28 protein-coding genes are annotated in these 26,706 nt (G+C 46.7%); 15 read left to right on the top strand and 13 right to left on the bottom strand.

Translation table 11 applies throughout. The features are described from left to right. The first annotated feature begins 417 nt into the window (after positions 1-417). Positions 418-1,035, top strand: a complete 618-nt coding sequence (locus B8987_RS13945; protein WP_020373239.1) for a cytochrome b N-terminal domain-containing protein — start codon at positions 418-420, stop codon at positions 1,033-1,035. 1 nt (position 1,036) lies between these two features. Continuing rightward, positions 1,037-2,020, top strand: a complete 984-nt coding sequence (locus tag B8987_RS13950) for a hypothetical protein (RefSeq protein ID WP_020373238.1) — start codon at positions 1,037-1,039, stop codon at positions 2,018-2,020. Positions 2,021-2,115: 95 nt separating this feature from the next. On the opposite strand, the gene B8987_RS13955 is transcribed toward B8987_RS13950, so the two are convergent. Then, positions 2,116-2,562: a dCTP deaminase domain-containing protein gene (locus B8987_RS13955; protein ID WP_020373237.1), complete on the bottom strand. Its 447-nt coding sequence runs from the start codon at positions 2,560-2,562 to the stop codon at positions 2,116-2,118. 893 nt (positions 2,563-3,455) lie between these two features. Between B8987_RS13955 and acs the strand changes: the two genes are divergently transcribed. The 3 genes from acs (at position 3,456) to B8987_RS13975 (ending at position 6,925) form a co-directional block, all read left to right on the top strand. Next, positions 3,456-5,486: an acetate--CoA ligase gene (gene acs, locus B8987_RS13965; RefSeq protein ID WP_020373235.1), complete on the top strand. Its 2,031-nt coding sequence runs from the start codon at positions 3,456-3,458 to the stop codon at positions 5,484-5,486. A gap of 105 nt (positions 5,487-5,591) precedes the next feature. Continuing rightward, entirely contained in the window at positions 5,592-6,185 is a 594-nt protein-coding gene (locus B8987_RS13970) for an acetate uptake transporter (protein ID WP_020373234.1), read from the top strand. A gap of 182 nt (positions 6,186-6,367) precedes the next feature. After that, positions 6,368-6,925 (top strand): Rossmann-fold NAD(P)-binding domain-containing protein, encoded by a 558-nt coding sequence (locus B8987_RS13975; RefSeq protein ID WP_020373233.1) that lies wholly within the window; start codon positions 6,368-6,370, stop codon positions 6,923-6,925. Positions 6,926-7,006: 81 nt separating this feature from the next. On the opposite strand, the gene B8987_RS13980 is transcribed toward B8987_RS13975, so the two are convergent. Beyond that, a complete protein-coding gene (locus tag B8987_RS13980) occupies positions 7,007-7,903 on the bottom strand; it encodes an aldo/keto reductase (RefSeq protein WP_020373232.1) in 897 nt (298 codons plus the stop codon). A gap of 29 nt (positions 7,904-7,932) precedes the next feature. Here B8987_RS13980 and B8987_RS13985 point away from each other — a divergent pair, with 29 nt between their 5' ends. Both B8987_RS13985 and B8987_RS13990 read left to right on the top strand, forming a co-directional pair. Then, positions 7,933-9,078 (top strand): glycosyltransferase family 4 protein, encoded by a 1,146-nt coding sequence (locus tag B8987_RS13985; RefSeq protein ID WP_081503117.1) that lies wholly within the window; start codon positions 7,933-7,935, stop codon positions 9,076-9,078. 52 nt (positions 9,079-9,130) lie between these two features. Next, entirely contained in the window at positions 9,131-9,766 is a 636-nt protein-coding gene (locus B8987_RS13990; protein WP_020373230.1) for an NUDIX hydrolase, read from the top strand. Here B8987_RS13990 and B8987_RS13995 read toward each other — a convergent pair. Next, positions 9,763-10,512 carry an SDR family oxidoreductase gene (locus B8987_RS13995; protein WP_020373229.1) on the bottom strand — a complete coding sequence of 250 codons (750 nt, stop codon included), beginning with the start codon at positions 10,510-10,512 and terminating at the stop codon, positions 9,763-9,765. The two genes, B8987_RS13990 and B8987_RS13995, sit on opposite strands and share 4 nt — an antisense overlap. A 170-nt stretch (positions 10,513-10,682) precedes the next feature. Between B8987_RS13995 and B8987_RS14000 the strand changes: the two genes are divergently transcribed. Both B8987_RS14000 and B8987_RS14005 read left to right on the top strand, forming a co-directional pair. Continuing rightward, positions 10,683-12,047, top strand: coding sequence for an FGGY family carbohydrate kinase (locus B8987_RS14000; protein ID WP_020373228.1), 1,365 nt, complete (start codon positions 10,683-10,685; stop codon positions 12,045-12,047). A gap of 82 nt (positions 12,048-12,129) precedes the next feature. Beyond that, the gene (locus tag B8987_RS14005; RefSeq protein WP_020373227.1) at positions 12,130-12,633 is read left to right on the top strand and encodes a thioredoxin family protein; all 504 of its coding nucleotides are present in this window, start codon (positions 12,130-12,132) and stop codon (positions 12,631-12,633) included. On the opposite strand, the gene B8987_RS14010 is transcribed toward B8987_RS14005, so the two are convergent. Further along, positions 12,634-12,912: an acylphosphatase gene (locus B8987_RS14010; protein WP_020373226.1), complete on the bottom strand. Its 279-nt coding sequence runs from the start codon at positions 12,910-12,912 to the stop codon at positions 12,634-12,636. It abuts the gene before it with no gap. A 354-nt stretch (positions 12,913-13,266) separates the two neighbouring features. Between B8987_RS14010 and B8987_RS14015 the strand changes: the two genes are divergently transcribed. Both B8987_RS14015 and B8987_RS19700 read left to right on the top strand, forming a co-directional pair. Beyond that, positions 13,267-13,614 carry a PucR family transcriptional regulator gene (locus B8987_RS14015; RefSeq protein WP_020373225.1) on the top strand — a complete coding sequence of 116 codons (348 nt, stop codon included), beginning with the start codon at positions 13,267-13,269 and terminating at the stop codon, positions 13,612-13,614. A 423-nt stretch (positions 13,615-14,037) separates the two neighbouring features. After that, positions 14,038-14,196 (top strand): hypothetical protein, encoded by a 159-nt coding sequence (locus tag B8987_RS19700; RefSeq protein ID WP_020373223.1) that lies wholly within the window; start codon positions 14,038-14,040, stop codon positions 14,194-14,196. 49 nt (positions 14,197-14,245) lie between these two features. Here B8987_RS19700 and B8987_RS14020 read toward each other — a convergent pair whose 3' ends face one another. The 5 genes from B8987_RS14020 to B8987_RS14040 form a co-directional block, all read right to left on the bottom strand. Next, the gene (locus B8987_RS14020; RefSeq protein ID WP_020373222.1) at positions 14,246-14,722 is read right to left on the bottom strand and encodes a sulfocyanin-like copper-binding protein; all 477 of its coding nucleotides are present in this window, start codon (positions 14,720-14,722) and stop codon (positions 14,246-14,248) included. A 38-nt stretch (positions 14,723-14,760) separates the two neighbouring features. Then, positions 14,761-15,072, bottom strand: a complete 312-nt coding sequence (locus tag B8987_RS14025; protein ID WP_020373221.1) for a DUF2250 domain-containing protein — start codon at positions 15,070-15,072, stop codon at positions 14,761-14,763. A 40-nt stretch (positions 15,073-15,112) separates the two neighbouring features. Next, positions 15,113-15,406, bottom strand: coding sequence for a sulfurtransferase TusA family protein (locus B8987_RS14030; protein ID WP_020373220.1), 294 nt, complete (start codon positions 15,404-15,406; stop codon positions 15,113-15,115). Positions 15,407-15,587: 181 nt separating this feature from the next. Further along, entirely contained in the window at positions 15,588-16,109 is a 522-nt protein-coding gene (locus tag B8987_RS14035; RefSeq protein WP_020373219.1) for a sulfocyanin-like copper-binding protein, read from the bottom strand. 206 nt (positions 16,110-16,315) lie between these two features. Next, positions 16,316-16,930 carry a hypothetical protein gene (locus tag B8987_RS14040; RefSeq protein WP_020373218.1) on the bottom strand — a complete coding sequence of 205 codons (615 nt, stop codon included), beginning with the start codon at positions 16,928-16,930 and terminating at the stop codon, positions 16,316-16,318. A gap of 186 nt (positions 16,931-17,116) precedes the next feature. Between B8987_RS14040 and B8987_RS14045 the strand changes: the two genes are divergently transcribed. Next, positions 17,117-18,397 (top strand): LCP family protein, encoded by a 1,281-nt coding sequence (locus tag B8987_RS14045; RefSeq protein WP_242823911.1) that lies wholly within the window; start codon positions 17,117-17,119, stop codon positions 18,395-18,397. 57 nt (positions 18,398-18,454) lie between these two features. Here the strand turns inward: B8987_RS14045 and B8987_RS14050 are convergent, their stop codons facing one another. Beyond that, entirely contained in the window at positions 18,455-19,411 is a 957-nt protein-coding gene (locus tag B8987_RS14050; RefSeq protein WP_020373216.1) for a peptidyl-prolyl cis-trans isomerase, read from the bottom strand. 120 nt (positions 19,412-19,531) lie between these two features. Then, positions 19,532-20,395, bottom strand: a complete 864-nt coding sequence (locus B8987_RS14055; protein ID WP_020373215.1) for a fructosamine kinase family protein — start codon at positions 20,393-20,395, stop codon at positions 19,532-19,534. A 970-nt stretch (positions 20,396-21,365) separates the two neighbouring features. Between B8987_RS14055 and B8987_RS14060 the strand changes: the two genes are divergently transcribed. The 3 genes from B8987_RS14060 to B8987_RS14070 are packed head-to-tail and all read left to right on the top strand — an operon-like array spanning position 21,366 to position 24,238. Continuing rightward, on the top strand, positions 21,366-22,529 hold the full coding sequence (locus tag B8987_RS14060; RefSeq protein WP_020373214.1) for a Re/Si-specific NAD(P)(+) transhydrogenase subunit alpha: 1,164 nt from the start codon (positions 21,366-21,368) through the stop codon (positions 22,527-22,529). Between the two features lie 7 nt (positions 22,530-22,536). Continuing rightward, complete coding sequence (locus B8987_RS14065; RefSeq protein WP_020373213.1) at positions 22,537-22,839, top strand: NAD(P) transhydrogenase subunit alpha part 2; 303 nt, start codon at positions 22,537-22,539, stop codon at positions 22,837-22,839. Positions 22,840-22,846: 7 nt separating this feature from the next. Continuing rightward, positions 22,847-24,238 (top strand): NAD(P)(+) transhydrogenase (Re/Si-specific) subunit beta, encoded by a 1,392-nt coding sequence (locus B8987_RS14070; RefSeq protein WP_020373212.1) that lies wholly within the window; start codon positions 22,847-22,849, stop codon positions 24,236-24,238. 44 nt (positions 24,239-24,282) lie between these two features. On the opposite strand, the gene prpB is transcribed toward B8987_RS14070, so the two are convergent. Further along, positions 24,283-25,212, bottom strand: a complete 930-nt coding sequence (prpB, locus tag B8987_RS14075; protein WP_020373211.1) for a methylisocitrate lyase — start codon at positions 25,210-25,212, stop codon at positions 24,283-24,285. Between the two features lie 16 nt (positions 25,213-25,228). After that, entirely contained in the window at positions 25,229-26,668 is a 1,440-nt protein-coding gene (locus tag B8987_RS14080) for a bifunctional 2-methylcitrate dehydratase/aconitate hydratase (RefSeq protein ID WP_242823905.1), read from the bottom strand. Positions 26,669-26,706 lie beyond the last annotated feature (38 nt).

Here is a 26,706-nt window from a genome sequence, read left to right on the forward strand (position 1 = left end):
CGAAAAGGCGCCGAAGACTTTTGTAATCTTGACCTTAGCGGTTCACAGTACTCGTAGTTCGTTTGAGTGAGGTCACGGGACCATATGGCCCTATTACTTGATATCGACAGTTCCATCTAAGAAGGACCTTCTGCATCTGATAGTCGTTCCCAGCTTCTTCTACACTAAAACTGTCACCAAAAAGCAGCTGTGATAGCGAAGTTCTCCAGAATTGTGAATATCAAGAAGGATTCCAGGACATGTTACAACCCAGTGGGATTAACGAGTTGGCGAGTTGAAGGAGATGAGTCTGGTGACAACAGCGACGGGAAATTACATTGTAGAAATATTGTTCTTATTAACGTTTGTAACGGCTTTATTGTGGCCCGGTAAACGGCATTAGGATGGGATCCGCGAAAGACGGAGGAGGAATCAAAAATGGCGAACTGGACAACCTTTGCTCGCAAAACAAGCGCAGCGGTATTATCGGTAGATACCTGGTTGCCGGAGACAATGCCTGAATATGCCCAAGGTTTTATGTATATGTTAGGGTCTTTAACAGCATCAAGCTTTGTTGTCTTAATTCTTTCTGGTGTGATTTTGGCGGCTAATGGACCAGCCAGTTGGTCTTATAATGGACCGATGCGATTTGTTGCTGCAACTCATTTCTGGGCAGTTCAAGCGTTTTTCTTTTTCATGATGCTGCATTTATGGCGGGTGTTCTTTACAGGAGCGTGGCGTGGGGGCCGGCATGAAACATGGTTATTAGGAGCATTGGCTATGTTGATTGCCATTCCCACAGCTTTCACTGGGTTTTTGATTAATGGAGATTTTTACTCGCAGTGGAATGCGGTGCAAGCGAAAGATGGTTTGAATGCTCTAGGACTTGGGTGGATTAACTTACCCAATGCCGGGCAAATGGTGGGAATGCATTTAGTGGTTTTGCCCTTAACGCTTAGCGTCATCATCTTCGGTCATATTGTACGGGTTCGGATGAAAGGGGTCGTGCCACCATATCCAGAACGCAGCGCGGCCCATGTGAAGGAGGGACAATAACATGGCAACGCGTATGGATGATGAGATGGTTCATGATTATCGTTACGTGCCCGAAGACTTTATGAAACATTTGATGTCAACATTAGGCATTATCATTGTCTTGGTCTTAGTGTTGGCAGGACTCTTTGGAGTGCCAGAAAAACAGCCGTTAACCATTAAAAGCTATGCCACTCAAAATCCGGTAGCCTTTGAGGCGATGGCTACTAGGGACCTAAATGGGCAAGGGCGTATTGCGAATTATGGTCCGCCATATAACAACGGTACTGGGAATGTTGAATCCGGCTTACAGAAACTTTCTGGAATTTGGCACCCTATCAATGCGGAACAAGATTTTATTCTTCATCCTCTCAGCATGGCGGCGACCATTAATCCGCAAATTAGCCCTGCATTGCGGGCCTTTGAAAGTGCCTCGCGAGCTCAGCAAATTCTTTGGGCAAACAACTATGAAGCCGCGTTATTAGCGCATGGGCAAGTTGTTAACGGCAAAGTGGTGGTGCCACCCGGTAATTACGGTCCGGTTCCGGCATTAATGAATGCCACATTGCAACTTGGTAAAAGTGGATTGATGTCAGGCGCTTTAATTCGCAATCCCAACGTGGTGACGCGGTTTAACAACCAAAATTACCAGCTGTTTCTTCAAGGGGACCCGTTACATCAAGCCGCTGCTCCCTTACAACTGAAAGGGGAACAATGGGGCATTATCCACTCAGCGGTTCCTGGATATCCCGGAGCGTGGTGGATGACCATTCCCACATGGATTTATCAATGGCCTTGGGTCGCCAATTCGCCGGCAGCCGATGCTATTGCGCTGAGTATTGGGTTTATTATCTGGTTAATTCTGGCTCTGACACCATGGATTCCAGGATGGAACCGGGTGCCTCGCTACCTAGGCGTTTACAAACTGATTTGGAAAGACTTCTATCACCGTCCACCGACGGAAGCGCCAACTGGTAAAAGTGAAACACAGACACGAGGAATATCGTAATCGTCTCACGGACACTATTTAGGACATATAAACACATAAGGATCCACATTGTGGATCCTTATGTTATTTGATTTTTTGTTTCAGGAAAGGGAGATTTACTGTGTCGTACTCCCAAATCCCCCTTGGCGATCAGCATCTGATATGTCATTGTCTGTTACCCCAAACTTGACAAAAATACCTTGGGCAATGCGTTCACCGGCTTTGATGATCACTGGCTCAGGTCCTCGGTTTTCAATCGGTATGAAAATATGCCCTTCATTATCGGGATTATCGACATAATCCCGGTCAATGACCCCTACTTGATTAGCGAGCACACAGCGTTTCTTAACCGCCCACGAGCTACGAATTATGACGAGTAAAACCTCTCCAGGAGGCATGTACACTTTAAGGCCTGTTGGAACAAGATGGATTTCGCCAGGATTTAACGTAACCATTTCGGCAGAAGCTAAATCGTATCCCGCAGAATCTTTGGTATGCCGCTTGGGAAGTGAGATATTTCTGTTTTGATATTGCGTGATTACAGCAAAAGACCGTGTTGGCATGGGGAATCTCCTATCTGATGGCTTGATAGATTCCTCGTAAAAATATACCCAATGTCCTTTCGTCGTCAATTCGGATGCGATGTTTCAGCCCTTTCATCTCGACAACCAGTCCAGTGTGTCTATCTTCATAGGCATCATCATTTCGGTTGCGCTTTTCTCTATCATCTTTGCCCTGAACGGGATTTGGATTTCATCTAGTGATTTGGTATGATGAATCACAATGGTTTCAGAACTGGGGCTGCATTGCGCGAGCGTCGGTATGTCGTAAACGATAGCAACCATAGCAACTTGGGTGATCCAGGTCTTTCTTCTTGCCAGGAAATCCATCAATGAACCCAGCTTGTTCATTTAACGCATTTTGGACTTTGAAAGCCGGGACATGATCAGGTGACGAAAGACGCCAACCACGTCGTTTGAACACATAGCAAAGTCTCACAGAAGACGGTTTGCGAAAAAGACTTGCTTAGATGACTGGCGATAGGACAATCGTTCGTTGTTAGGTTTCATCATTCCATGCCGGTACCGGAATACAAGTTGCACCTCTTATGCCAGGTAAGTTGGATCTGAATGGTGCCGAGATTTGATGCGTCGGCGCAGTGCCATGTTTTTCTTAAAGAACTAGAAGGATAAGAGAAAAATGGGAGACGATTTATTATCAATTGGTCTTAGCACCAAGCCATAATTAGCGTATAATATCCCATTGGCGGTTAGTTGAAAGGGCTCTTTCGTGATGATGCAAATAGCATATTGAAGACTCGTGTGAGTATTGCAAAAAATCAACATCACGATTCTCGTAGAATTCCAAAACGAGTATACTACAGTCAGAAAGATGAATATTGGGAGAATTGTAAATCATTTAACAAGAGTACCGGACGAAGGGAGATTGACAAGGTATGGCGGATGAACAGACAGGCGTGTCTGAAACCGAAATCGCTGTGCACTGGCACGAAGAAGAATACTATTCTCCACCGGAAAGTTTTATTCAACAAGCGAACCTGAAGGATCCCGAGATACGAGAAAAATTTCGTATTGAAAATTTTCCCGATTATTTCGCAGAGTATGGGGAATTATTGCAATGGGATCGTAAATGGGATCAGGTGTTTGATGGCAGCAATCCCCCCTTTTGGAGGTGGTTTGTTGGTGGACGCCTAAATGCTTCAGTCAACTGTATTGACCGTCATTTGGCGTCCAATCGGAATAAGGCAGCCTTCTATTTTGTTCCTGAAAATCCGGACGAAATGAGGCAAGTGATTACATATCAAGACCTCTATGTCCGGGTCAATGAATTTGCAGCTCTGCTGCGGGACTTTGCCGGGGTCAAAAAAGGCGATCGGGTTACGATTCATATGCCGATGGTTGCTGAGTTGCCCATTGCCATGTTGGCATGTGCCAGGTTGGGAGCGATCCATTCGGTTGTTTTTGGAGGATTTAGTGGCCAAGCGTGCGCGGACCGAATTATCGATTCGGAGAGTCACATTCTTATAACGATGGATGGTTATTACCGGAGCGGAAAATGGCTAAATCATAAGGAAAAGGCCGATGTTGCTGTGGAGCGTGCCGAACAAGCGGGCCAACACGTGGACAAAGTGCTGATTTTTGAACGTCATCCCGGTCGTTATTCGAGTGATACTCCCCTGACAGAAGGGCGCGACTTTATTGTCAACGAACTCCTTTCGCAGTTTCGAGGAGCTCGTGTGGAACCGGAATCGATGAAGGCCGAAGATCCCTTGTTTCTCATGTATACCAGCGGTTCAACAGGAAAACCCAAAGGGGTTCAACATAGTACTGGTGGCTACCTCTCCTATGTGACGGCGACCAGCAAAAATATTTTAGATATTCATCCTGAAGACGTCTATTGGTGTATGGCTGATATCGGATGGATTACCGGACATTCCTACATTGTTTATGGACCGCTATCACTTGGGGCCTCATCGATCATCTATGAAGGTGTCCCGTCCTATCCCCACGCTAATCGACCCTTCGAAATTGCCGAAGAATTAGGCGTCAATATTTTCCATACATCTCCTACCGCGATCCGCGGATTACGAATGGCGAAAGACATCAATCCCCAAAAGTACAACTACCACTTTAAACTGATGGTGACAGTCGGAGAGCCGATCGAACCAGATGTTTGGCGCTGGTACTATCACGTCATTGGACGGGATGAAGCGGTTATTGTCGATACCTGGTGGCAGACCGAAACCGGTGGATTTTTATGTAGTACAGTGCCTGCGCTTGACAAAATGAAACCCGGAAGCGCTGGACCAGGAGTCCCGGGCATTCACCCTGTGATTTTTGATGATGAGGGTCATGAAATCCAGGCGGGATCGGGCCGTGGGGGAAATATTTGTATACGTAACCCTTGGCCTGGCACGTTACAAACCATCTGGAAAGATCCGGAACGTTTTGTGAGGACGTACTACGGGAAATACTGCAAGAACCCAGATAGTAAGGATTGGCGCGATTGGCCGTATATGGCCGGAGATGGAGCAATGCTAGCGTCGGATGGATACTTCCGGATTTTGGGACGCATCGATGATGTGATTAACGTAGCTGGCCACCGTTTAGGAACCAAAGAGTTGGAATCTGCGGTATTAAGGTTGGATGAGGTGGCGGAAGCGGCTGTCATTGCGGCTCAAGACGACCTAAAGGGCACAGTACCTGAATTGTATGTGTCTTTGCAACCCAATGTGGTCCCTTCTGACGAATTAAGTCAACGCATCGTCAATGCGATTGTTAGTGAAATCGGGCCCATTGCTCGTCCGCGGAAGGTATGGATTGTTCCTGATTTGCCGAAGACTCGTTCAGGAAAAATTATGCGGCGCATTTTGGCATCCATCTCGAACAATAAAGAGATTGGGGACGTAACCACTTTGGCGAATCCAGAAGTGGTGGATACCATTCACCAATTGGTGCGTTCTTAATTGACGGATCGATGAGATCCGAAAAACGCGAGAAGTCGCAAGACTTTTCGCGTTTCACCTCATCAGTAGTAATGTCTATTTACGATGAATGGGGGCTAGAAAGAAATGACGGGAAAATTAGCCAATCCTGGACCATTGGGTCTTGCGGGCTTCGCCTTTACAACGTGGATGTTGAGTATGATTAATGCAGGGTGGTTTGATGCACGCAGTTTAGGCATGGTTATTGCACTGGCCATGGCTTATGGCGGCACGGCCCAGTTGGTTGCCGGGGTTTTGGAATATCCACGCGGCAACACTTTTGGAACAGTGGCCTTCTTTTCTTATGGGGCATTTTGGTGGTCCTTTGCTCTATTTGCGCACTATTTTGGATCGGCAGTGCCATCCGCATTCGTGGGATGGTACTTATTTATGTGGGGTATCTTTACTTTTTATATGTGGATCGCGACGTTCCGGATCAACCGTGCTTTACAACTTGTCTTCTTGTTTTTATGGCTGACCTTTGTCGTCTTGGCGGTCGGTACATGGACTCATTCGGCGTTAACTCAAGCTGGCGGATACCTTGGATTGATTACGGCACTTTTAGCCTTTTACGCGTCGGCGGCGGATGTTGTGAATCCCGCATTCGGACGGGATATTCTCCCACTTCATCCCTATTCGCCGGAATCATCGCAGAAAACGGCACGTCGTAGTGCCAGTTAAACGTCCTCGTCATCAAAACTCACAACCAACCGTAATAAAAGAGCAGAAGGGAAACTTTCTGCTCTTTTTTATTTGCCACGAAGTCGATACACTGGGAAAGGGGTTCGAAAGCCTATTTTGAATTTGACAAAGGATACAGCCAAAGGAGGGAATCCTGCCAAGATATTTAGCAGGGATACTCAGTGAAACAAGCTCTCGTAGTCGGTGGCACAGGCATGTTGGCGTCTTTAACGCCATGGCTTGTGGAACATGAATATTGGGTTAGTGTGATAGGGCGTTCTTCCAACAAATTGTTTCGCGTAATGAATCAAGTAGCGAACCGATCGCATTATGTGACGCCTTTGGTCCTCGATTATCACGACAATGCCAAAGTGCATAAATGGATCCAACATATTCAGTTAATGCAAGGTCCTATCGATTTGGTGGTGAGCTGGATCCATGAGCCTAAAGATCCTGTGCTTTTGGCTATTGGGGAAGAAATTACGGCATATCGTCATGATTCATGGCGACTGATTGATATTATCAGTAGTGCAAAACAAGATACCGTGTCGCATATTCAGCTTCCCCCAACCTGTCTGGTTCAGCGAGTGGTTTTAGGTTACCAGAAGACCTCTCAAGGGCCGCGTTGGTTAACCCATGAAGAAATTGTCGAGGGTGTTGTCCGTGCTATTGAACATTCCCAACAGCCCGTTGTTCCAGTGGGGGATATTGCGTTACCCCGTCCCGACAATATCCAGTAACGAGATCCGTCGCGCACCAGATTAGCGGAAATGGGTAATAGGCGAGAATCGGATGCGCGACGCGTCGCCAAAACTGTCCCCTTATTTTGCCAGTTGATTAACTTCATCCATTATTCCGGGAGGCAAGGGATAGTCCATAGCCTGAACAGCTTCATCCAGATGCTGCACATTTTTCGTCCCAACCAAAATCGAACTTACTTCAGGACGTTGGGCGATGAATTGTAGTGCGAGAGGAATGAGTTGTTGAAAATCGTTGTTGAGTAGTGCTAAATAGGGCTTTAGTTGCTCAGCGTGTGGTGAAGAGGTTGTTATCAATGTCTTAGCGCGTGGTGTGAGCCAGCCCATCGCTAAGGGAAAACGAATCAGAATACCCAAAGCATGGTCAGCCGCTTTTTTTATAGCGTCGAGAGCTCTTCGGTCTAGCAGGTTATAGGTCAACTGCACAACATCGAAATCTTGTAAGGCAATGATGTCATCGATTAGATCATATTCACACGACGCTCCCAAAAAGCGCACTTTTCCGGCATCTTTGGCCTCACGCATGGCTCTTACCGTGTCGCCTTGCTCGAGCACGTTGCGGGGATTTGGTCCAAAATGGATTTGCAATAAGTCGATTTGGCTGGTGCGAAGTCGAGCTAAAGATTCCTCAATAGATATGGCAATCGCGTCATAGCTAAAGTCGTAATAGGTTTCAGGTTCTCTGTTATGTTCTCCACATTTCGTGGCTAAAAAATATTGATGGCGCCTTTTAGAAAGAGCTTGTCCAATGCGAACCTCGCTTTGATGATAGGCCGAAGCGGTATCAATGATGTTGATACCCAAATCCAAGACGTGATGTAAAACCGTCGCGGCTTGTTCGACTGAAGGCCGCTTAATGTCGTCTCCTTGTCCTATGCCCCAGTCACGGCCAATTTCCAATGCTCCAAATCCGATGATGCTAACTTGTTCCCCTGTTCGTCCTAGAACGCGGTATTCCATATTTGTCGTCTCCTTGTGAAAAATGCGTTATGCTAAGATTAATTTCTATTAGCGGGAGTGAGAGTGGTATCACTAAACGCCATTTGCGCATTACCTTTTTGCTGCCCGGACCTCCTTCGGTTCCGGTTGGCGGTTACCGGGTTGTCTACACCTATGCCAATTATTTGGCAGAACGAGGGCATCGGGTGGAAATTGTCCATGCTGGCAAGTTAGGGCAATTTCCCGCTCCACAGCCCTCTTCATGGCGCACTTTACGTAACGCGTGGCGATATTGGTCGCGGATCAAGCCAGCCATTATTCCGCCTCATGTATCATGGCATATTTTTCACCCCCGGGTAAAACTATCCTTTTTGCCAGGAGAACCCGTTAATCGGGTGATGCCGGCATCGGATATCATTGTTGCCACGGCGTGGACGACTGCGGAATATGTTCAAGGATACGCAAAAGAGAAAGGAGAACCTTTCTATCTTATCCAACATCTCGAAACATGGCAGGGGAAGGATGAGCGTGCCCTAGCGACATGGCATTTTCCGTTTCACAAAATTGTGGTGTCGCACTGGCTTCATGCGGAAGGAACAAAACGAGGGCTTGAGGACTTAATCCATATTCCCATTGCCGTGGATCACCAGCTATTTCATCCTGGTAAATCGTTAACACGGCGACCACTGAGCATCTTAGGCATGTATCATCCTGCTCCCTGGAAGGGCGGACAAGATATGTTGGCGGTGATGACCCGTTTGCATGAACGATATCCGTCCCTTCCTATTTCTCTGTTTGGGACGGGGATCCGGCCAAAGGAACTCCCATCATCGTTTCGATATGTGCAAAATCCTTCGCAGGCCGAGCTGGCGGTTTTATACCGCAGTCATGCCATTTTCGTTCATACCAGTTATTTGGAAGGATGGGCATTACCCCCGGCCGAAGCTATGGCATCAGGGTGTGTGTTCGTAGGAACGGACAGCAGAGGAAATCGCGATTATGCGATTCCTAATGTCAATGCTTTACTGGTTGAACCAGGCCATATCGAGGAGCTATTCGCACAGATATCGCGGGTGATTGAACACGAAGATTTGCGCGATAGACTCCAACATGAAGGATTTAACACGCTGCAAACTTTTACGTGGGAAGATTCGACGGACATGCTGGAACAGTATTTTTTGCGTTATGTGCCATGATTCACGAGCAACACGTTCCGCAAAGCATCGAAACATGGAAGGAGCGATACTCATGGCGAACGAATTTCTAGACGTCTATGATGATCAGGGACGGTGGATTGGGGTGCAATCTCGCGATAGGGCTCATAGCCTGGGATTGTGGCATAAGACCTTTCATTGCTGGATTGGGGGCTATTGGCAGGGTGAACCCGTGTTAGTGTTGCAGCTACGGTCCCCAAACAAGGATATGCATCCTGGGCTCTTAGATGTATCATCAGCCGGTCATCTGCTTCATGGGGAAACTCCCGAAGATGGTATTCGAGAAGTGCGTGAAGAACTCGGATTGGCGTTGAATGTGTCTGATGTGATCTTTGTGGGGGTTTCACCCCAATCTTTTGTCGCTCCGAACATAATCGACCATGAGTATTGTTATGAATATGCCTTTTGGATGATGCAGCCGATATTGCCCGATGTCTTTACCTTAGACACAACGGAAGTGGCCGGTATCTTTCCTATCAGTTTGCACATTCTTTATGATTTGTTTAGCCACCACGACGAGACCCTACACAATGTGCAGGGATGGAAACAAACTCCGGAAGGACTGTGCGCCACAACCCTTCCGGTGAATGTTCACAGCTTTGTTCCTCGTGATCCAGCATATTATCTTGACTGGGTTACGTGGTTTAAACAACACATGCCAGAGTCTTAGTTGAGTTGTTCAGATGGCCGAATAATAATCTCGCTAACCGAGACAGATTCAGGCTGCTCAATCGCATACAGAATAGCTTCTGCGATACTTTGGCTATTAAGAGGTTTCCCAGGAACACGTGCTTTCAGGGCATTGAGTGCTTCCTGATCAGTTGTCGTATGTAATAACTCGGTTTCGACCAAACCGGGTGAAATAAGCGTGGTGCGTATGTGACGATGAGCGGAAACTAGCTCCATTCGTAATCCATCAGTGATAGCCCGGACCGCAAATTTCGTTCCGCTATAGACGGCCCCCGCCAGTCCGACTTTATGGCCAGCGACAGAAGCAATATTGATAATGTGGCCACTATCTTGCGCAATCATTACGGGAAGAACGGCGGCGATACCATATAGAACGCCCTTGATATTGACATCTACCATTTGTTCCCATTCTTCTACATGGAGTTTTTCCATGTACGCCAGAGGCATAAGACCGGCATTATTAATCCACACATCAATGCGACCAAATTGCTCCACAGCCAAATCCTTAGCCTGTTCGACTTGGTTGCGCTTGGTGACATCAACGGGGATGATGGCCACTTGCGCTCCATTGGCCTGCAAATCCTGGGCTATGGTCTCTAAGCGTTCACGGCGTCTCGCTGCTAGCACCAGTTTTGCGCCCCGGCTCGCTAAGAGGCGAGCCGCCGCTTCCCCAATACCACTACTCGCTCCTGTAATGACGACCACTTTATCGGTGACTGTGCTCACGCTGCATCATCCTTTCTACGATTTGCCTTGTGTCATTGTACAATGGGGATTAATTAATGTAGGTTGTTGTATCATCGCGTGTATCACCTTGTACCACGAAGAAAGGCCCATACAGCGAGAATACATGTCTTATGTTAACATACCCGCAATGAAGGAGTCGAACTGGGACTATGGGTGATAAATGGGTGTTAGGTATTGACTTGGGAACAACCCATGTGAAAGCGGTAGCGGTAAATAAAGCGGGAAAGGTCGTATTTAAGGCGAGTCAACAACCTAAGATTTACACCGGAGTGGAAGGTCACTTTGAACAAGATCCCACCGAAATTCTTCAGATGGTGCAATTATTTATCGCACACTGTCAAGAACACGCTCACTTGGAGTCTGTGGCGTTTAGTACAGCCATGCACACATTTATGGTGGTCGATGATCAAATGCGTCCGGTGACAAAAGTTTGGACGTGGATGGATCGCCGTGCCCGGCCTTTTGCGGACATGCTGCGGCAACAAGGTAAAGGAACGCTATGGTACCGTCTTACGGGATGTCCTGTGCATGCGATGTCCCCAGCTGTCAAATGGCTGGCTTACTCACGCTTTGATTCTGGTCTTAGGCCAATATCACTAAGAGATTGGATTATTTATTCTTTAGGACATCAAGTAGTGACAGAGTATTCTGTTGCTGCGGCAAGTGGCATGATGTCGCGTCAGGGAACTTGGGAGCCAGAAATTTTGAGCACATTACGTCTGTCTGAAGAGATGCTTCCGTCTATTCACTCGTGGAATTATGCGGTGAACGATATTTTGCTCGGTGGCAGTGATGGGGCCATGGCCCATTATGGTCTGAATGTCACATCGAATTCTCATCATGGTGTGCTGACTTGGGGAACTTCGGCCGCCATTCGGGTAACGGCTGATAGAGCGGAACCGGAGAATTTTATGCCAGTAGGCAATTTCGCATATTTTTTGGGCCCAGGACAGGGATATTTGGTGGGACAAGCCTTGTCCAATGCCGGAAATGTTTTGGCGTGGGCATCTAAAATGTTAGGCTTATCCATTCCCATGCTCATGACGCAAGGAATAGCTGCAATTAATTCTTCTGATTCTTTACCTGTCTTTATTCCCTATCTCTATGGGGAACGGTCCCCGCTATGGGATGAAACTGTGAAGGCAGGTTTCGAGCATGTGATGCCAGAACATCAAGGAATACATTTTGCCGGGGCTATTCTGGTGTCCTTATTGGCCCTACTTAAAGCGGCCTACCAGCGCTTACAACACTCTACGGGTCCTCTCATTTCCGTTCATGTGGGGCCAAATTTGTCCCGGCAAAATCCTTGGGGGCAATTGGTTTCTCAAATTGTCGATGTTCCTTTGATAGTGTCCAGTCATGAAGATGCATCTGTGTGGGGAGCAGTAAAATTAGCCGCTCATACTCAAGGGTGGTCTGTGGCACCTCCTGCCAGTGAGGACATGATGGTTCACCCAAGAAAAAATCCTAAACTGCAAGAACGAATTGATGCCATAATGAATTATATCCGGTAAATGATGCACTTGTATGTGCTCTGAGTCCGATGATAATGGCATAGGACAGGTTCTTGGTCAGGGCAGGGAGGAGACAAATGCGTTGAAATCCTTGACGCTTCTTATTGTGACGAAACCCCATTGTTCCGGCTGCGAATTGATGAAGAGAAAGACCTTAAACCATCCTGAGGTGCAAATGGAACTAGAAGCCAAATGGGATGTTTACCCGTATCGTGCTCATGAAGACAATGGGTCCAACGATTTTATTTGGTATCCGACGGTGGTGGCTTATGATGGCATGTTTCAGGTTTTACGACGGGAAGAGGGATTTATTCCGCCTTATGAATTTTTAGTGTTTTTGCATCTGGCTGAAGCCAAGCAACTATTGAAGCAAAAAGATTACACAACATGTCAGCAGTTACTTGAAATGACCTGCAAAAGTTTTCCTTTGAGTGGGCTTATTCCCGAATGTTTATATTATTTGGGTGTGGCGAGTCATCTAGCTCACAATCCGCGAGAAACAGCCCGTGTTTGGCGGATATTACGTGAAACCTATCCCCAAACACGATGGGCACACAAAGTTATGCTGCAATGGCCTGAGGAATAATTATCGTCGAATTTCAAATTGCGAGCTACCTTGTACCGGCATTTCTTCGTGATAAACATGGTCAACCCGAGCGAATGTTGGACCGTGTTGTAGCCATTCAATGAACGAGGATACCTGCTCTTGTTCACCTTCAATTTCCAATTGTACCTGGCTCGGGTCTGAACAATTTCTGACCCACCCACTAATGTGATAGCGCTGCGCGACCTCCCACGCTGATTGACGAAATCCAACGCCTTGAACTCGCCCGACCACTGTGACGCGATAACGTTTTATGGACATCCTCCCTCACCGTCCTTTTTTCGGGTTCTTTTCCTGTCATGATTGTACCATGGTGAGAGTCGTCTGTTCGGACGCGTCAGCTTCCCTTAAAATCTGCCGGGAATTTTAAATAAACCTTACATATTTTTTTATAAACCTATTGAAAGTTAACAAATAAGAGTGTAAACTGACACCATGAGCTGCCGAGATACCATTAAAAACCGTTAGGGGCTGGAGTTAAAACCCAAAAGGTAAGCTCTCTCGGGATTCATCTTAGGATACTCTGACACAACTTGCTAAAAACATGACAAGCGCGTTATCGAGCAAAGTGGATTTTGTCGAGACGATTTGATTTTATAAGGGGGTTCATAGCAATTGACACGCTTGTTTGATTCGATACCGGCATCTGTACGGTCAACATTTGTTCAGGAAAAATTAGGAGCCTTATTGGAGGATAGTACGTATAGTCGTGAGTTGCTGTGGACCTTGCAAGTCTACTTGGAAAGTAATGGTCAGGCACGGGAAGCTGCAAAACGTCTCTATGTGCATCGCAACACGCTCGCGTATCGTTTAGAACGACTGCAAGCATTGCTGGGATGTGATCTTAAGGATCTCGATACGGTCATTGATTTACGATTGGCCCTAGATTTTTATCATGATGGGATTCTAGAGAATGGAGGGAAAGATGATGCCAAAGTCGAGGAGATTACCCGTGTTCCCTAAGTCGCCGCAAGGGGAATGGAAGGAATGTGATCAGTGTTTTGGCTATGGTGAAGATATTTGCCAAGAATGTGAAGGAGAAGGGTGCTTGCGCTGTGGGGAGAGGGGATATACCGTATGCCGCATTTGTCACGGCATAGGAGAGGTGCGTATCGATGAATTTACGTGGATTGCGGTGCAGTCCTAGTTTCGAAGGTTTAATTAGGAGACCGGTTTGTGGGTCATATCACAAATCGGTCTTTTTATATTGTTATAGACGTTTTCATTCAATGATGCTTAAGATGGCATAGAGATTAAAGATCAGTCCTTAAGGACTAATAGCGCTGACAAAATAAAAATAAAATAATGCAAAGGGACTAGCAAAACTAGTTCTCAAGAGCTATAATAAAACCAGTTCAAAAGTATCACATATGGGAGGCGTTTATCATGGCTCAATACGAACCCGGCGTGGAAATGATCGCAGCGGAAAATCGATCGGGATGGCTTCAATCGGAACTGGTGGACGTGGCGGTATTTGGGTTGTTTTTCGTATTGAGTGCTCTCTTTGTGATAATGGCCGGGTATTTTGTGATGGCATGGTTATAGGAACGGCAACCGTATAAAGCTTAGGAAAAACTGGCGTTTGCCAGTTTTTTTAATCATTGGAGGGCATCACGTTGAGATCTAAATACATGCCGTAGCCGAGGTGACCTGGTCGGAGACAGGCCAGCCGGTAATGACGGGGGCGATTCGGTGTCACGAAGGTGAAGATGGCGTGGCTATGGGGAGCAATCCCCTGAAGAGGAAAGGATATGCTGGCGCCGGTGAGAATGGGACGTCTGGCGCTCAGGCCATGGGGGCCAATTAATGCTAAGGAATGGAATTGATGGGGAGCGTTGTTAATGAATGTCACGGTGACCCGGGTGCGTTCTGGAATATTGATGGTCATATTGCCGTTATAGCCGCCGTTGAGATTGTAGCCGTTGTTCATGTCATTATAATGGGCAATCACCATTAGTTCTGCAGTGTGCGTTGTGGGATCAACACGCAACCACTGCGGAGAAGACGACCGAGGAGCATGGCTAGTAAAAAATAGCATAAAATAAAGGAACCATGACAATAATGTCAACAATCAAAGCCTCCCGCCATGCGCGAGGCTTTCGTTAACCGTTATCGCCGCGGTTTTTTCCACGTGATTTCGGGAACATCTTCTTGCTGACGAAGAAAATGATCGCCTTCGCGCGATATCATATAGTACGTATGATTACGATGTTTGACACTTTTCATACGCCGATGATAGTACTTGACGATGCGGCCTTCGACCCGCTCAATGAAGTTCAGCGATTCTAAATAATTGAGGCGTTCACGCATAGCCGCGACATCCATATTAAAGCGAGCGGCTAATAGTTTCGCATAATCAGGGCCTAGCGTTTTAAAATACTTCAGGAGTTTAATGTCTGTCTCATCGAGTTTACGGTCCATAATCCACCCCGTCGTATGAGATATCTGTGTGTGATTCATCTCACTCAGGTTTTTTGAGCCAAATAAGCCATTCGTGATTGACAAGTGGTTCATGATGGTTCCAGCTAAATCGATGGTCATCGTCGTAAGATAAGGTAAAGGTTTTGACATCGCGATGGCTTATACGAATGACCTCGCATCCTTGCATATGGGCATAGGCTTGTGCTTCACGTACCAAGAACGCTTTGTCCGAAATAATTTCCAGGCATTCCCCATGATTGACGGTTTCCATAGCGCGTGCAATATCGACGATCACAGGTCTAAGGGTTTTGGTCGGACAATAAATCGTTTTCATTATTTACCCTTTCTTGAACGAAAACCGTTAACCATCATGCCTATGGCATCCCATTTTTGCCGTTACATGTTCACATTTTAACACAGGTCACAAATCCTTACCAAAAAGCAAGCGATCGTTGGCTTATCGCCACGATCGCCAGAAAACGGATTATTGTATACTCTTACACGTATTTCAGCAATCAAGTGGTGGACATACTCGGTGAGCCTGATGAGACAACTTTAACAATGTCCCATTGTCCACTGGTTGGGGAATTATTGTTATTACCATTTAGAACATTTGCTAATTTATAGGTTCCGACTTGTGTCGCGGTAAAACTAAATGATTGCGACTGTCCCGGTAAAAGTCCTGCTGAAGGGTTAACCATGACTTGCTGATAGGGCATACCGGCATTAGGAAATGCTAAATGGTCATGCTTATAAATCCCTATTGCTTCGGGAATAGGACCATTGTTCACAAAATCCATGTTAACGTGATAACCGACCGGAATGGTCACGACCAATTGCCCGTTGGTATATCCATCAAAGGTATTAACCTGCTGGCTACTGCTGTATTCACCGATAATTTTCAAATCCACTGTTTTAGAGGCGGGATGCACTTGCATAAATTGTGATGCATCGATTGGAGCTGTGCCACAACCGGCTAATCCGACGGTGGCTAATCCTATGGCGGCGATTGCCCCCCACTTTGTGACGTGTTTCATTGACGTTCCTCCTGCTACACTTGTCAAGTTATCAAAATTATCTATCTCATCCCAAGGAAGGGATGAACAAGGATTAGTACATAGAAACCATACCATAAAATTAAGCAAAACGACCAGATTTTCTTCACTTTGTTCCAAAAATATGGTGGATAATCTTCCTATTAACGCCGTTCTTTCAAGAATTTGTTGAAACTATTACTTGACAGCTATGTTGACGGGCGCGACGCAAGAGCACTTTGGCCCACCCACAACACTAAATACGATGGAGCGGTGGAATTTGTGTCCAAATTTTCAATAATGCTACTAGCGCTGTTGGCCAATCGATCAGCGGTTGTCGGCGAAATCTTTTGGATGAGGACGGTGTAGGTCTTTCGAGATAGGAGCATGTAATGATTGTGCATAATACGGAGTAAAAGCGAGTCGATGCGACGATTGGTAACGGGTACAGCCGTATTGAGACTGGGATTATCGGTAATTCCCCGGTACATTCCGACATTAAATGTTGTACGCCCATCGGTAATCCACATTGCGGGAACACTTAATCCTCGCCAGTTGCTAGGAACACCCATACTGGCATTGTTAAGGCTGTTATTAATCAAATTGGCATAGATTGAGGAAGGCGACGAGGACAAGGGATTAATCATGACCGTCGAGGGTTTAACCATTTTTCCCGATAGCAAAGGCACGGGCCACCTGCGAACCATTTGGGCGATCTGTGTGCCGGAAATAGGAGAAACGGCCTCAGGGGCGGAGGAACCACAGCCCGTTAATAGGACAGGAAGCATAATGGCAAGGCTTGCTAAAAAAATTTTGCGATGCATAACGATACCCTCGGTTCTTTATGAAATCAATAAAATCATTCCGAGTATAACGACCTAGAATTTTTCTGACAAGCCCATGGCTTTTGGATGAGACCGCCTACATCTTTGTCAAACGGTGTATAGTAGTAATATTGCTAAACGCACCCTGGACGGTAAACGATTTAGGAGGTAGATAAAGTGGTATCAATGAAACGTTCGGATTTAACGAAAAAGACACGGCGAAAACGGGGACGGTTTTTGGCGTGGTTTCTAGGCATAATCTTGATATTAGGCATGGCGGGATATGGCGTCTATCAATATTATGCAAATCCGAAAAACTTATTATTGACACCCAAAGTGATCCACTATAACCAAGCCTCCGGCAATCCCGCATTTGATCATCGTATCACATTTTTACTCATGGGCAGTTCATTGGCGACGGTGAATAATCAGGTCATCAAAAATGGTCGGGTCCGTGACCGAGCCGATACCATCATTCTTGTGTCTTTCGACCCGCAGACAAAGAAAATCGGCGTGTTATCAATTCCCCGTGATACGAGGGTCTTTATACCTGGAATTGGTAAAACGAAGATAGCCGAAGCCACGTACTTTGGCGGTGTTCCGGAAATGATCCGGGTGATTCAAAATACGTTCCATGTGCCGATTGATTATTATGCCTATATGAGCATGTTTCAGTTCGAAAAAGTCATTAACGATATGGGCGGACTGACCGTGAATGTGCCCCAAAATGAAGTCTATGAAGCCAATGGGGATCCCTTGGGAATTAATTTAAAGAAAGGGATTCATCATTTAAATGGTAAACAAGTTTTAGAGTTTGCACGGTTTCGGGAAACGCAAATGGGTGATATTGGCCGAATTCAACAGCAGCAACAACTATTACGGGATATGGCGCAACAGATGTTGAAACCCCAAAATATTATTCATTGGCCAAAAATTGCTCATGACGTTATTCAAGCCCTGAGTTATACCAATCTCTCTGTCAATCAATTAATTGCATTAGGGTTAGCTGCTCAACACGTACCCCTTCATACCGTCCGTTTCGCCACAGTGCCCGGATATGGCTCAACATATATGGATCCGTATATGCATCAACAGCTTAGTTATTGGACCTATGACCCGCATTTAACCAATATCTTAATTCAAGATGTCCTATTAGCCTCACCGTTGACGAAAGCGCAAAAGAAAAGCTTAAAAATATTTGTCGCTAGTGGCACCAGTACGCTAGCTCCGGCCGAAGAGTTAGCACACCTCTTGACGGCGCAAGGCTATAGTGTGGTTGGGATTGGATGGGCGAATCACCACAATCATCACCGTACTGTCATTCTAAATACCACGGGAGATAAGTGGTTGGGTTCGCGATTGGCATTCTTAACGGGACCGTCAGTCAGTTCATTTACGGCGTATCATACCACCCCGTGGGACGTCAAAATTACGGTGGGAAGTGATTTTTCTCCACCCAAATCGTAAACAAGGACAAAGAAAAAACTCGCCTCGTGATGAGGCGAGTTTTTCACTACAACCGGATTATTTGAAATAAATGGTGACTTTCGCCTGTTTTTCAATTTTTCCTGCAAAAGTTTGATACGCGTTGCCCTGGGCGGTTTGGAGCAAGTTGCTTTTAATTTCACTTTCGACCTGACTGAACGGACTTTCTTGAGCGGCTTTAGTTGCTTGCAATTCAATGACATCATATCCGTGGGATCCTTGAGTCACGCCGATTTGTCCGGGTTTGAGCGTCCCAATTTCTTTATAAACAGCTGGTGACAAAGATTGGAGAGAATCTGCAACCCACCCAATTTCTCCACCCTTGCTTTTCAGTGCGCTATTGATAGTATCTTTTTGCGCTAATGCCGAAAAACTCGCTCCTGCCTTCAACTGCTTTTCAATAGCTTGTGCTTCAGCTTGTGTCTTAACCGTAATTTCGCGCAGTTCGACTTGCGGTGTGCCAGTAAAATATTGTGGGTTGGCCTTGTAAAAGGCTTCGGCAGCGGCCGTGGAAATGGGTTTAACATTTTTCGTCGCCTGGTTATAGGCTTGCTGCAAAATCATTTGTTCGGTGAGATAATCCGTTAATTGCTGGTATGTCACGCCTTTACTTTTCAGCATTTTCTCAAGACCGGTTTTTCCGCCGACTTGGGGTTCGATAGATTTGGTTATAACCGATGTTGCAGAGGCCTTGGCTTGGGCTTGGGTAATAAGATGATGAGCGAGTGCCCAATCTTCTACACTTTTTTCTTGGACTAAGTATTTAACCTCATTTACCTTTTCGGCATGGGTATTCGGTAAAGTGGAACCGTTGAATAGCTCTGTCATGCGGACCATGGTATTCAATTGGGAATTGGTAATATCTGCACCATTGACAACAGCTAGGGGTTTTGCTGCGGTTGTGGATGATTGTCCACAGCCAGCCAAAGCTGCAGTACCAAGGGATACGACTAAAGTGGCACCAATAAATTTAGATAACCGTTGTGGGTTTGCCATGCTGCACCTTCCTTTATTTATCCTGCTACATTCTGCCCCACCAATGTTGCAAAAATGTTTCGGACCAATCATACTTTCCCAGTGTACTCGAGTTCGAAACCTGGTACAACCGCGCTCATGTTACCTCTGAAGACATGGGCTCTCCCTTATTTGGTCAATGAGACTTTTGCTTAAACCGAGATAGGCCTGTCCAAATAATTTCAGATGAACCAAGGCATGATACAGTTGGTAAAGGGGTTTTTTACAGGGATAATGCGGATCGGAGCCCATTGTCAGCCAATAAGCGTGATAAAACGAAGAGGGGAATCCCCCAAAGAGCTCTGCAAAAGCAATATCCGATACGGGATCGCCATAATAACTGGCAGGATCGATGACATAAGGAGATCCGTCGGATTGCCAGAGGAAATTGCCGCTCCATAAGTCGCCATGGACCAATGTGGGAAATATCACGGCCTGATTCAAAAATTTCCGGATTGGCGTTTCATGGTCTTTTAATGTCTCAAGAAGGGAATATTGGTTGGATAATGACTTGAGCAGTGGCGCGAGACGAATTTCCCAATAAAACTCACCAGCCAGTAAATAATTTGACGATGGATGCTGAATGATACCAATACCGTTGCCCCAGGGCAACGAATAGGCACTTGCGACTTGCTTGTGGGCTTTGGCCAGGCGTTCGCCTAAAATTTGACCAGCCTTGTCTTTATAAGAGCTAGATCCTTTTTCTATCCATGATAAAACAAGAAAGGAATCATGGGTTAAGATCACGTCGGGAACTGGCCATCCTGCCTGTTTTAAGGCCTTTAACGCCGAAGCTTCGCGCCATACTATTTGGGGATCCTTTACCCAAGAAGGGTCATAATGTTTAACAAAATAACGGTTCGTGCGGGTCGATAGCGCATAGCTTTCCGCCAATGAACCGCCAGCCAGTGGCGTCAATGTTGCCGGGCCAAAATATTGAATGATCAATTCTTGCCAAGAGGCCATATTCCACCGTCCTTAGTTTTTTATTTCTCCGTGGTCGGTCCCTCGATCCATGGTGGCGATGAGCCACTGGATCTCGTTCACCTGTCTGTTATCATGAATACTAATAGATGGTAGCTATTTTAGGGAATGGTTTCTTCTCTTCGCGATCGCATTACCTAAGTGTGGTAATTTGCGTCGCTTCTTTTGGCCCGGAGATGAAATCTGGGGAATTCGTTGTGATCTAGATAAGAAGTGAACTAGCCAGAGCACGCGTTTGACAAATCCGTTGACACTAAAGAAGGAATATGGGACAGTGCCTTCAAGTCGGACGCGAATATGGCGACCTATCTATGCGATATTCATGTAAGAATGTGAGAAGGGCAGTATGCGAAAAGAGTCACGTGTACGCTCATCAGGTATTTTGATTACGAGCAGGATCGAGTCAGGTGGGGAATCACATTCGCGAATAGTCCAGTTGTTCATTGCGGGATGAGGTGGCACTAAGAGGCTTAGTGCCACTTTATCAGGATATCTGGAAGAATTTCTTATTGGTGAATACCCCCATAGGCCCAGAGGAATGCGATGACTTATCGCAGCCAAGGAAAATGAGTTGTTCCGCTGGGCGTACATACCATGCTTTCTAACGGCTCTTAAATCCTTCTTCCGTTAAGGCACAGACGGTATTTGCGACCACTTCTGTTTGATGGCTGGCATCCTCTGTACTTTGGTGTGATCAAGCCCATAAGCGCATGGGTTCTCACTTGTATATAGGGAAATAATAAGATTTAGCAATTGCCAGCCCTATGTGCTTATGATATCGTCAATCATACCTGGTGGGGTAAATCATGACAGAGGATCACACCGTCGTATCCTTTCTCTCCGCGAATATTGACAGGAAGTTCGCAATCGGAGATAAATTGAATAATATTCGCAGTTTTGAATAAGTCGATGACTATTTTACCGCACGTGCGGTCTGGAGGTTATTTGAAACATGATTATTGCCGTTCCTCGTGAGCGGGGCCCTCGAGAGCGCCGCGTTTCACTGGTACCAGAAACCGTTGCCCGTCTCACGAAGTTAAATCATCAAGTGCTTGTTGAAGAGGGCGCCGGAATCGAATCGGGATTTTCCGATCAACATTACCGCGACGCCGGGGCAGAAATTGTTAAACCAGATGCCCAATGGATGAAACCCGCGGATATTGTGGTGACCGTTCAAAATACTGATTTTGGCCCGTCATCACCTTATGCCTACTTAAGACCCGGAACCATCATTATCGGCATGCTCGGGCCGTTGTCATCCCCGCCTGAAACATTTGAATTAATGCTGCAGAATAAGCTGACCGCATTTAGTATGGATGCGATTCCTCGGATCAGCCGGGCCCAGAGCATGGACGTGTTATCTTCCATGAGTACGGTAGCGGGATATCGTGCTGCGTTAATTGGCGCCGAGCAACTTCCTCGCTTTTTTCCCTTGTTGATGACCGCTGCCGGTACCATCACCCCGGCTCATGTGTTGGTTTTGGGAGCGGGTGTGGCAGGTCTTCAAGCGATTGCCACGACCCATCGTCTCGGCGCGGTTGTCCAGGCATTTGATACGCGTCCCGTGGTGCGAGAACAAGTCGAAAGTTTGGGTGCCTCGTTTTTGACCTTGGAAATTCAAACGCAGCAAACTCAGGACGGATATGCCCAGGCACTGGCGGAAGACCTTCACCAACAAGAAATCAAGTTGTTGTCTAAACCGGTTGCTGAGGCAGATGTGGTGATTACCACGGCCCTCATTCCAGGTAAACCCGCTCCTCTGTTGGTCACTAAAGAGATGGTGGCGAATATGCGCCCTGGTTCTGTGATTGTCGATTTAGCGGCAGAGACAGGAGGAAACTGCGAATTAAGTCGACCCGGAGAACGAACGGTAACCGACAATGGGGTGATTATTGAAGCACCATTGAATATTACGTCCCAATTGGCTCCCCATGCTAGCCAACTCTATTCGCGTAATGTCTTCAACTTTTTGACGCATTTATTTTCCATGGGCTTGGGACAAGACGGGAAAGAACTAGATTTCAGCGACGAAATTGTCGCGCGTACCATGATTCTGCGCGATGGCCAAATATTGCATGATGTATTGGCTAAACGCATGACACAGGTAAGGAGTTGATTGCTGAATGTCTAGTCATTTGCTCATTGAAGTCTATATTTTCGTGTTGGCTGTTTTTGTGGGCTTCCAGCTGATTTCTAAAGTGCCCTCTGTACTGCACACCCCTTTGATGTCAGCCACCAATGCAATTCACGGAATTATCCTGGTCGGCGCTATTGCCTTAGCTGCGTCGGTCCATGGCGCATTGGATGTGGCCATTAGCGTTGCTGCCGTATTTTTGGCGACACTCAATGTTGTCGGGGGCTATGTGGTCACCGATAGAATTTTAGGCATGTTTAAGAAAAAATCTGCCGAACGGCCTACGGAGTGAACAGTAGATGAATATTCTTTTGCAAGTCGGCTATTTATTGACCGCGATTTTATTCATTCTCGGCGTTATGCGTTTGCGTTCACCCGCGACAGCGCGTTCGGGAAACTTAATCGCGGCCAGTGGTATGGTAATTGCCTTTATCGTTACCGTTATTCGGTATCACTCATTTTCCTGGGGACTCATTGGATTAACGCTAATTTTGGGTGCTATTGCCGGAACCTATGCTGCCAAAAAGGTACGGATGACGGCCATGCCACAGATGGTGGCATTATTCAATGGCATGGGCGGTGGCGCGGCGTCTTTGGTGTCTATTGGCGAGCTTCATTCGAATTGGGTTCATGGTATTTCCTCGCCAGGAGCCTCTATCAGTGCTTTGTTGACGGTATTGATTGGGTCACTCAGTTTTACAGGAAGTTTGCTGGCCTTTGCCAAATTGCAAGAATGGGTGAGTGGCCGCCCAATTACCTTTGGGGGACAAAAACTCTTTAACGGCATTTTGTTGTTAATCGCTGTGGTCTTGGGTATTTATATGAGTGTATCCGGTGGTCGGCAAGATTTCACATTGCTCACAATTTACGTTATTCTTGCGGCCGTGTTGGGATTTCTGGTTGTTCTTCCTATTGGTGGAGCGGACATGCCTGTGGTGATTTCTCTCCTCAATGCGTTTACAGGATTAGCCGCTGCAGCCACCGGATTTTTGCTGGCTAACAATGTGTTAATTATTGCCGGTGCTTTAGTCGGGGCCTCTGGAACCATTCTCACGCAACAAATGAGCCGGGCCATGAATCGGCCGATTCAAAACATTATTTTTGGCGCATTTGGGAAAGTGGCCAGTGGTGCCCCCGGTGCTGTTGGCGAGAGTGATGGGGTCGTTCAAACCGCTAATGTGGAAGATGTGGCCACCATTTTGGCCTATGCCCGCAATGTGGTCATTGTTCCGGGATATGGATTGGCAGTCGCCCGGGCCCAGCAAGAGGTGCGGCAATTGATGGAGAAATTGAGTGAACGTGGCGTTAATGTGCGATTCGGTATTCACCCTGTTGCGGGACGGATGCCCGGTCACATGAACGTCTTGCTGGCCGAAGCTGACGTCCCTTATGACAGCCTTTATGAAATGGATGCGATTAACCCACAATTTCCGCAAACCGATGTCGTTCTGGTCATTGGTGCTAATGACGTAACCAATCCTGCGGCCCGAAATCAACCGGGTAGCCCGTTATATGGCATGCCGATTTTAAATGTGGATCAGGCGCAGCGGGTAATCGTCCTCAAACGTGGTATGAATCCGGGTTTTGCGGGAATTGACAATCCTCTTTACACCAATCCCAAAACATCGATGCTATTTGGTGACGCGAAATCGTCCTTGTCCCAAATCATTCGTGCGTTGGACGAGGTATAACATTGAGCAAACGTTGCAGTGTGGCAAAGGGTGATCCCGGGGGATCACCCTTTGTGTTGTTGTGTATCAGGTAACGTGGGTAAGATGGTTTGGGAAATTTTAGCGTCGAGTGATTCGTAATCCCAATAGCGAATCAGGTCATAAAGTTCTTGGCGGGTTTGCATATCCTCTAAGAGATTAACTTGGGTACCAGTTGCCGCCAATGTTTGATATAACCGTTCATAGGCTTTAGCGGCAACACGCAGCGATGATACGGGGTAAATCACCATACGATAGCCCCATTCTTCAAATTCCTGGGCTGAATAGTAGGGAGTTCGACCAAACTCGGTCATATTGGCTAGCAATGGAGCGGGGATTGCGCGGGCCATCTCCTGAAAACTATTCGGCGAATCGAGCGATTCGGGAAAAATGGCCTCTGCACCCGCTTGAACATATTGCTCGGCCCGCTCAATGGCCGATGATAGGCCTTCAACGTTGTAGGCATCTGTCCGGGCCACAATTACCATGTCAGGAACAACTTGTTTGATAGCGCGAATTTTGGCCACCATTTCATCCGCGGCTATAAGGCTTTTGCCGTTGAGATGACCACATTTTTTGGGTAAGTCTTGATCTTCAATTTGAATAGCGGCTACGCGGGATTCCGCCATTTCACGGGCGGTCCGGGCAGCATTGAGAACCCCGCCAAATCCGGTATCAATATCGACAAGAAGGGGAAGATTGGTCGCTCGAATAATGTCCTGTGCTCGCTGTGCGACCTCGGACGAACTGACTAAACCAATGTCAGGTAGGCCACGGCTTGCCGTGTAAGCTGCGCCTGATAGGTATAAAGCCTGAAAGCCCACTGATTTAGCAACGAGAGCGGCCATAGCGTCGTGTGCACCTGGAATTTTTAAAATATGTTGGCCTTGCATCAATATGCGAAATTGTTCGGCCAAATCTTTCTGCGATAAGGGTTCTTCAAAAAGCCAAGCCATCTGGGACACCTCCTTGCTATAATTTCCATGGTTTAATAAAATCGAGCACACTCACATTGTCGAAATCCGGTTCATGGAATAATTGCAACAAACAATCTACCTTGTTAGGAACGTACCACGATAGTAAATTCGAATGAAGTTTTTGCATCAAAGGTTCTTCGGCTTCGTGGCGGCGGTTGCGGTGGCCAATGGGGTATTCGACGGTAATTTTTGGTGTCATGGATCCATCTTGAAAATAAATCTGAATGGCGTTGGCAATAGAGCGTTTGTCTGGATCCAGATAATCCTGGGAAAATTGCGGATTTTCTTTTACCGTCATCTTGGCACGTAAGCGATCAATCTCGGGATTCATGGCGGCTTCATCTAAATAATCTTCCGCGGTTAAAGATCCTTTTAATAAACCCACGGCGGTCATATATTGCAGACAATGATCCCGGTCGGCGGGATTCTGTAACGGGCCCGTTTTGTTGATGATGCGCATGGCAGATTCTTGTGTTTCAATAACGATTTCGGCAATGTCATCGAGACGTTGGGAAACTAGTGGATGAAGTTGAATAGCCGCTTCTACGGCCGTTTGCCCGTGAAATTCCGCAGGATATGAAATTTTAAACAAGACATGTTCAATGACATACGAACTCAAAGGTTGAACCAAGCGAATAGGATTGCCACCCATGACGACATCGTTAAAACCCCATTCAGGTGCCGAAAGGGCTGTCGGATAACCCATCTCACCGGTTAAAGCCAAAAAACTGAGGCGTACAGCACGACTGGTTGCATCCGCCGCAGCCCAAGATTTACGTGATCCGGTATTGGGAAAATGGCGATAGGTTCTTAAACTGCCGTTATCAATCCATGCGTTGGACAAGGCATTAATGATTTGTTGACGGTTAGCTTCGAGTAGATAGGCGCTTAGAGCAGTGGAAGCAATTTTTACAAAGAGAACATGATCTAATCCGACACGGTTTAAACTGTTGCCCAAGGCGAGGACTCCTTGGATTTCATGCGCTTTAATAATGGCCGTGAGGACCTCATGCATGGACACAGGAGCGCGACCTTCTTGCATGTTCTGCTGGCTTTTCCAAATTGCTGTGGCCAAAATCGCACCAATGTTGTCAGAAGGGTGGCCCCATTCTTGGGCGAGCCAAGTGTCGTTATAATCCAGCCATCGGTTCATACAACTAATACTAAAGGCGGCTTGAATGGGATCGAGTTCAAGATATGTGCCGGGAATGGGGCACCCTCCTGAAGATGAGGTTCCTGGAACCCATGGTCCGATGAGTTTCCGGCATTCTGGATAATTGAGAGCCAATATTCCGGACCCCATCGCATCAAATAAGACCCATTTAGCCATATGATAAGCTTCTTGACTCGTTATAGGAGTTGTCAAGACATAATCGGCAATTTCTGTTAACACGCTATCCGGCACCATTGCGGCTTCGCCTGTATGATGTGACAATCACAACAGTCCTTTCTCATCTTAAATCCCGTGACAAT

The organism is Sulfobacillus thermosulfidooxidans DSM 9293 (assembly GCF_900176145.1).
Lineage (GTDB): Bacteria > Bacillota > Sulfobacillia > Sulfobacillales > Sulfobacillaceae > Sulfobacillus > Sulfobacillus thermosulfidooxidans.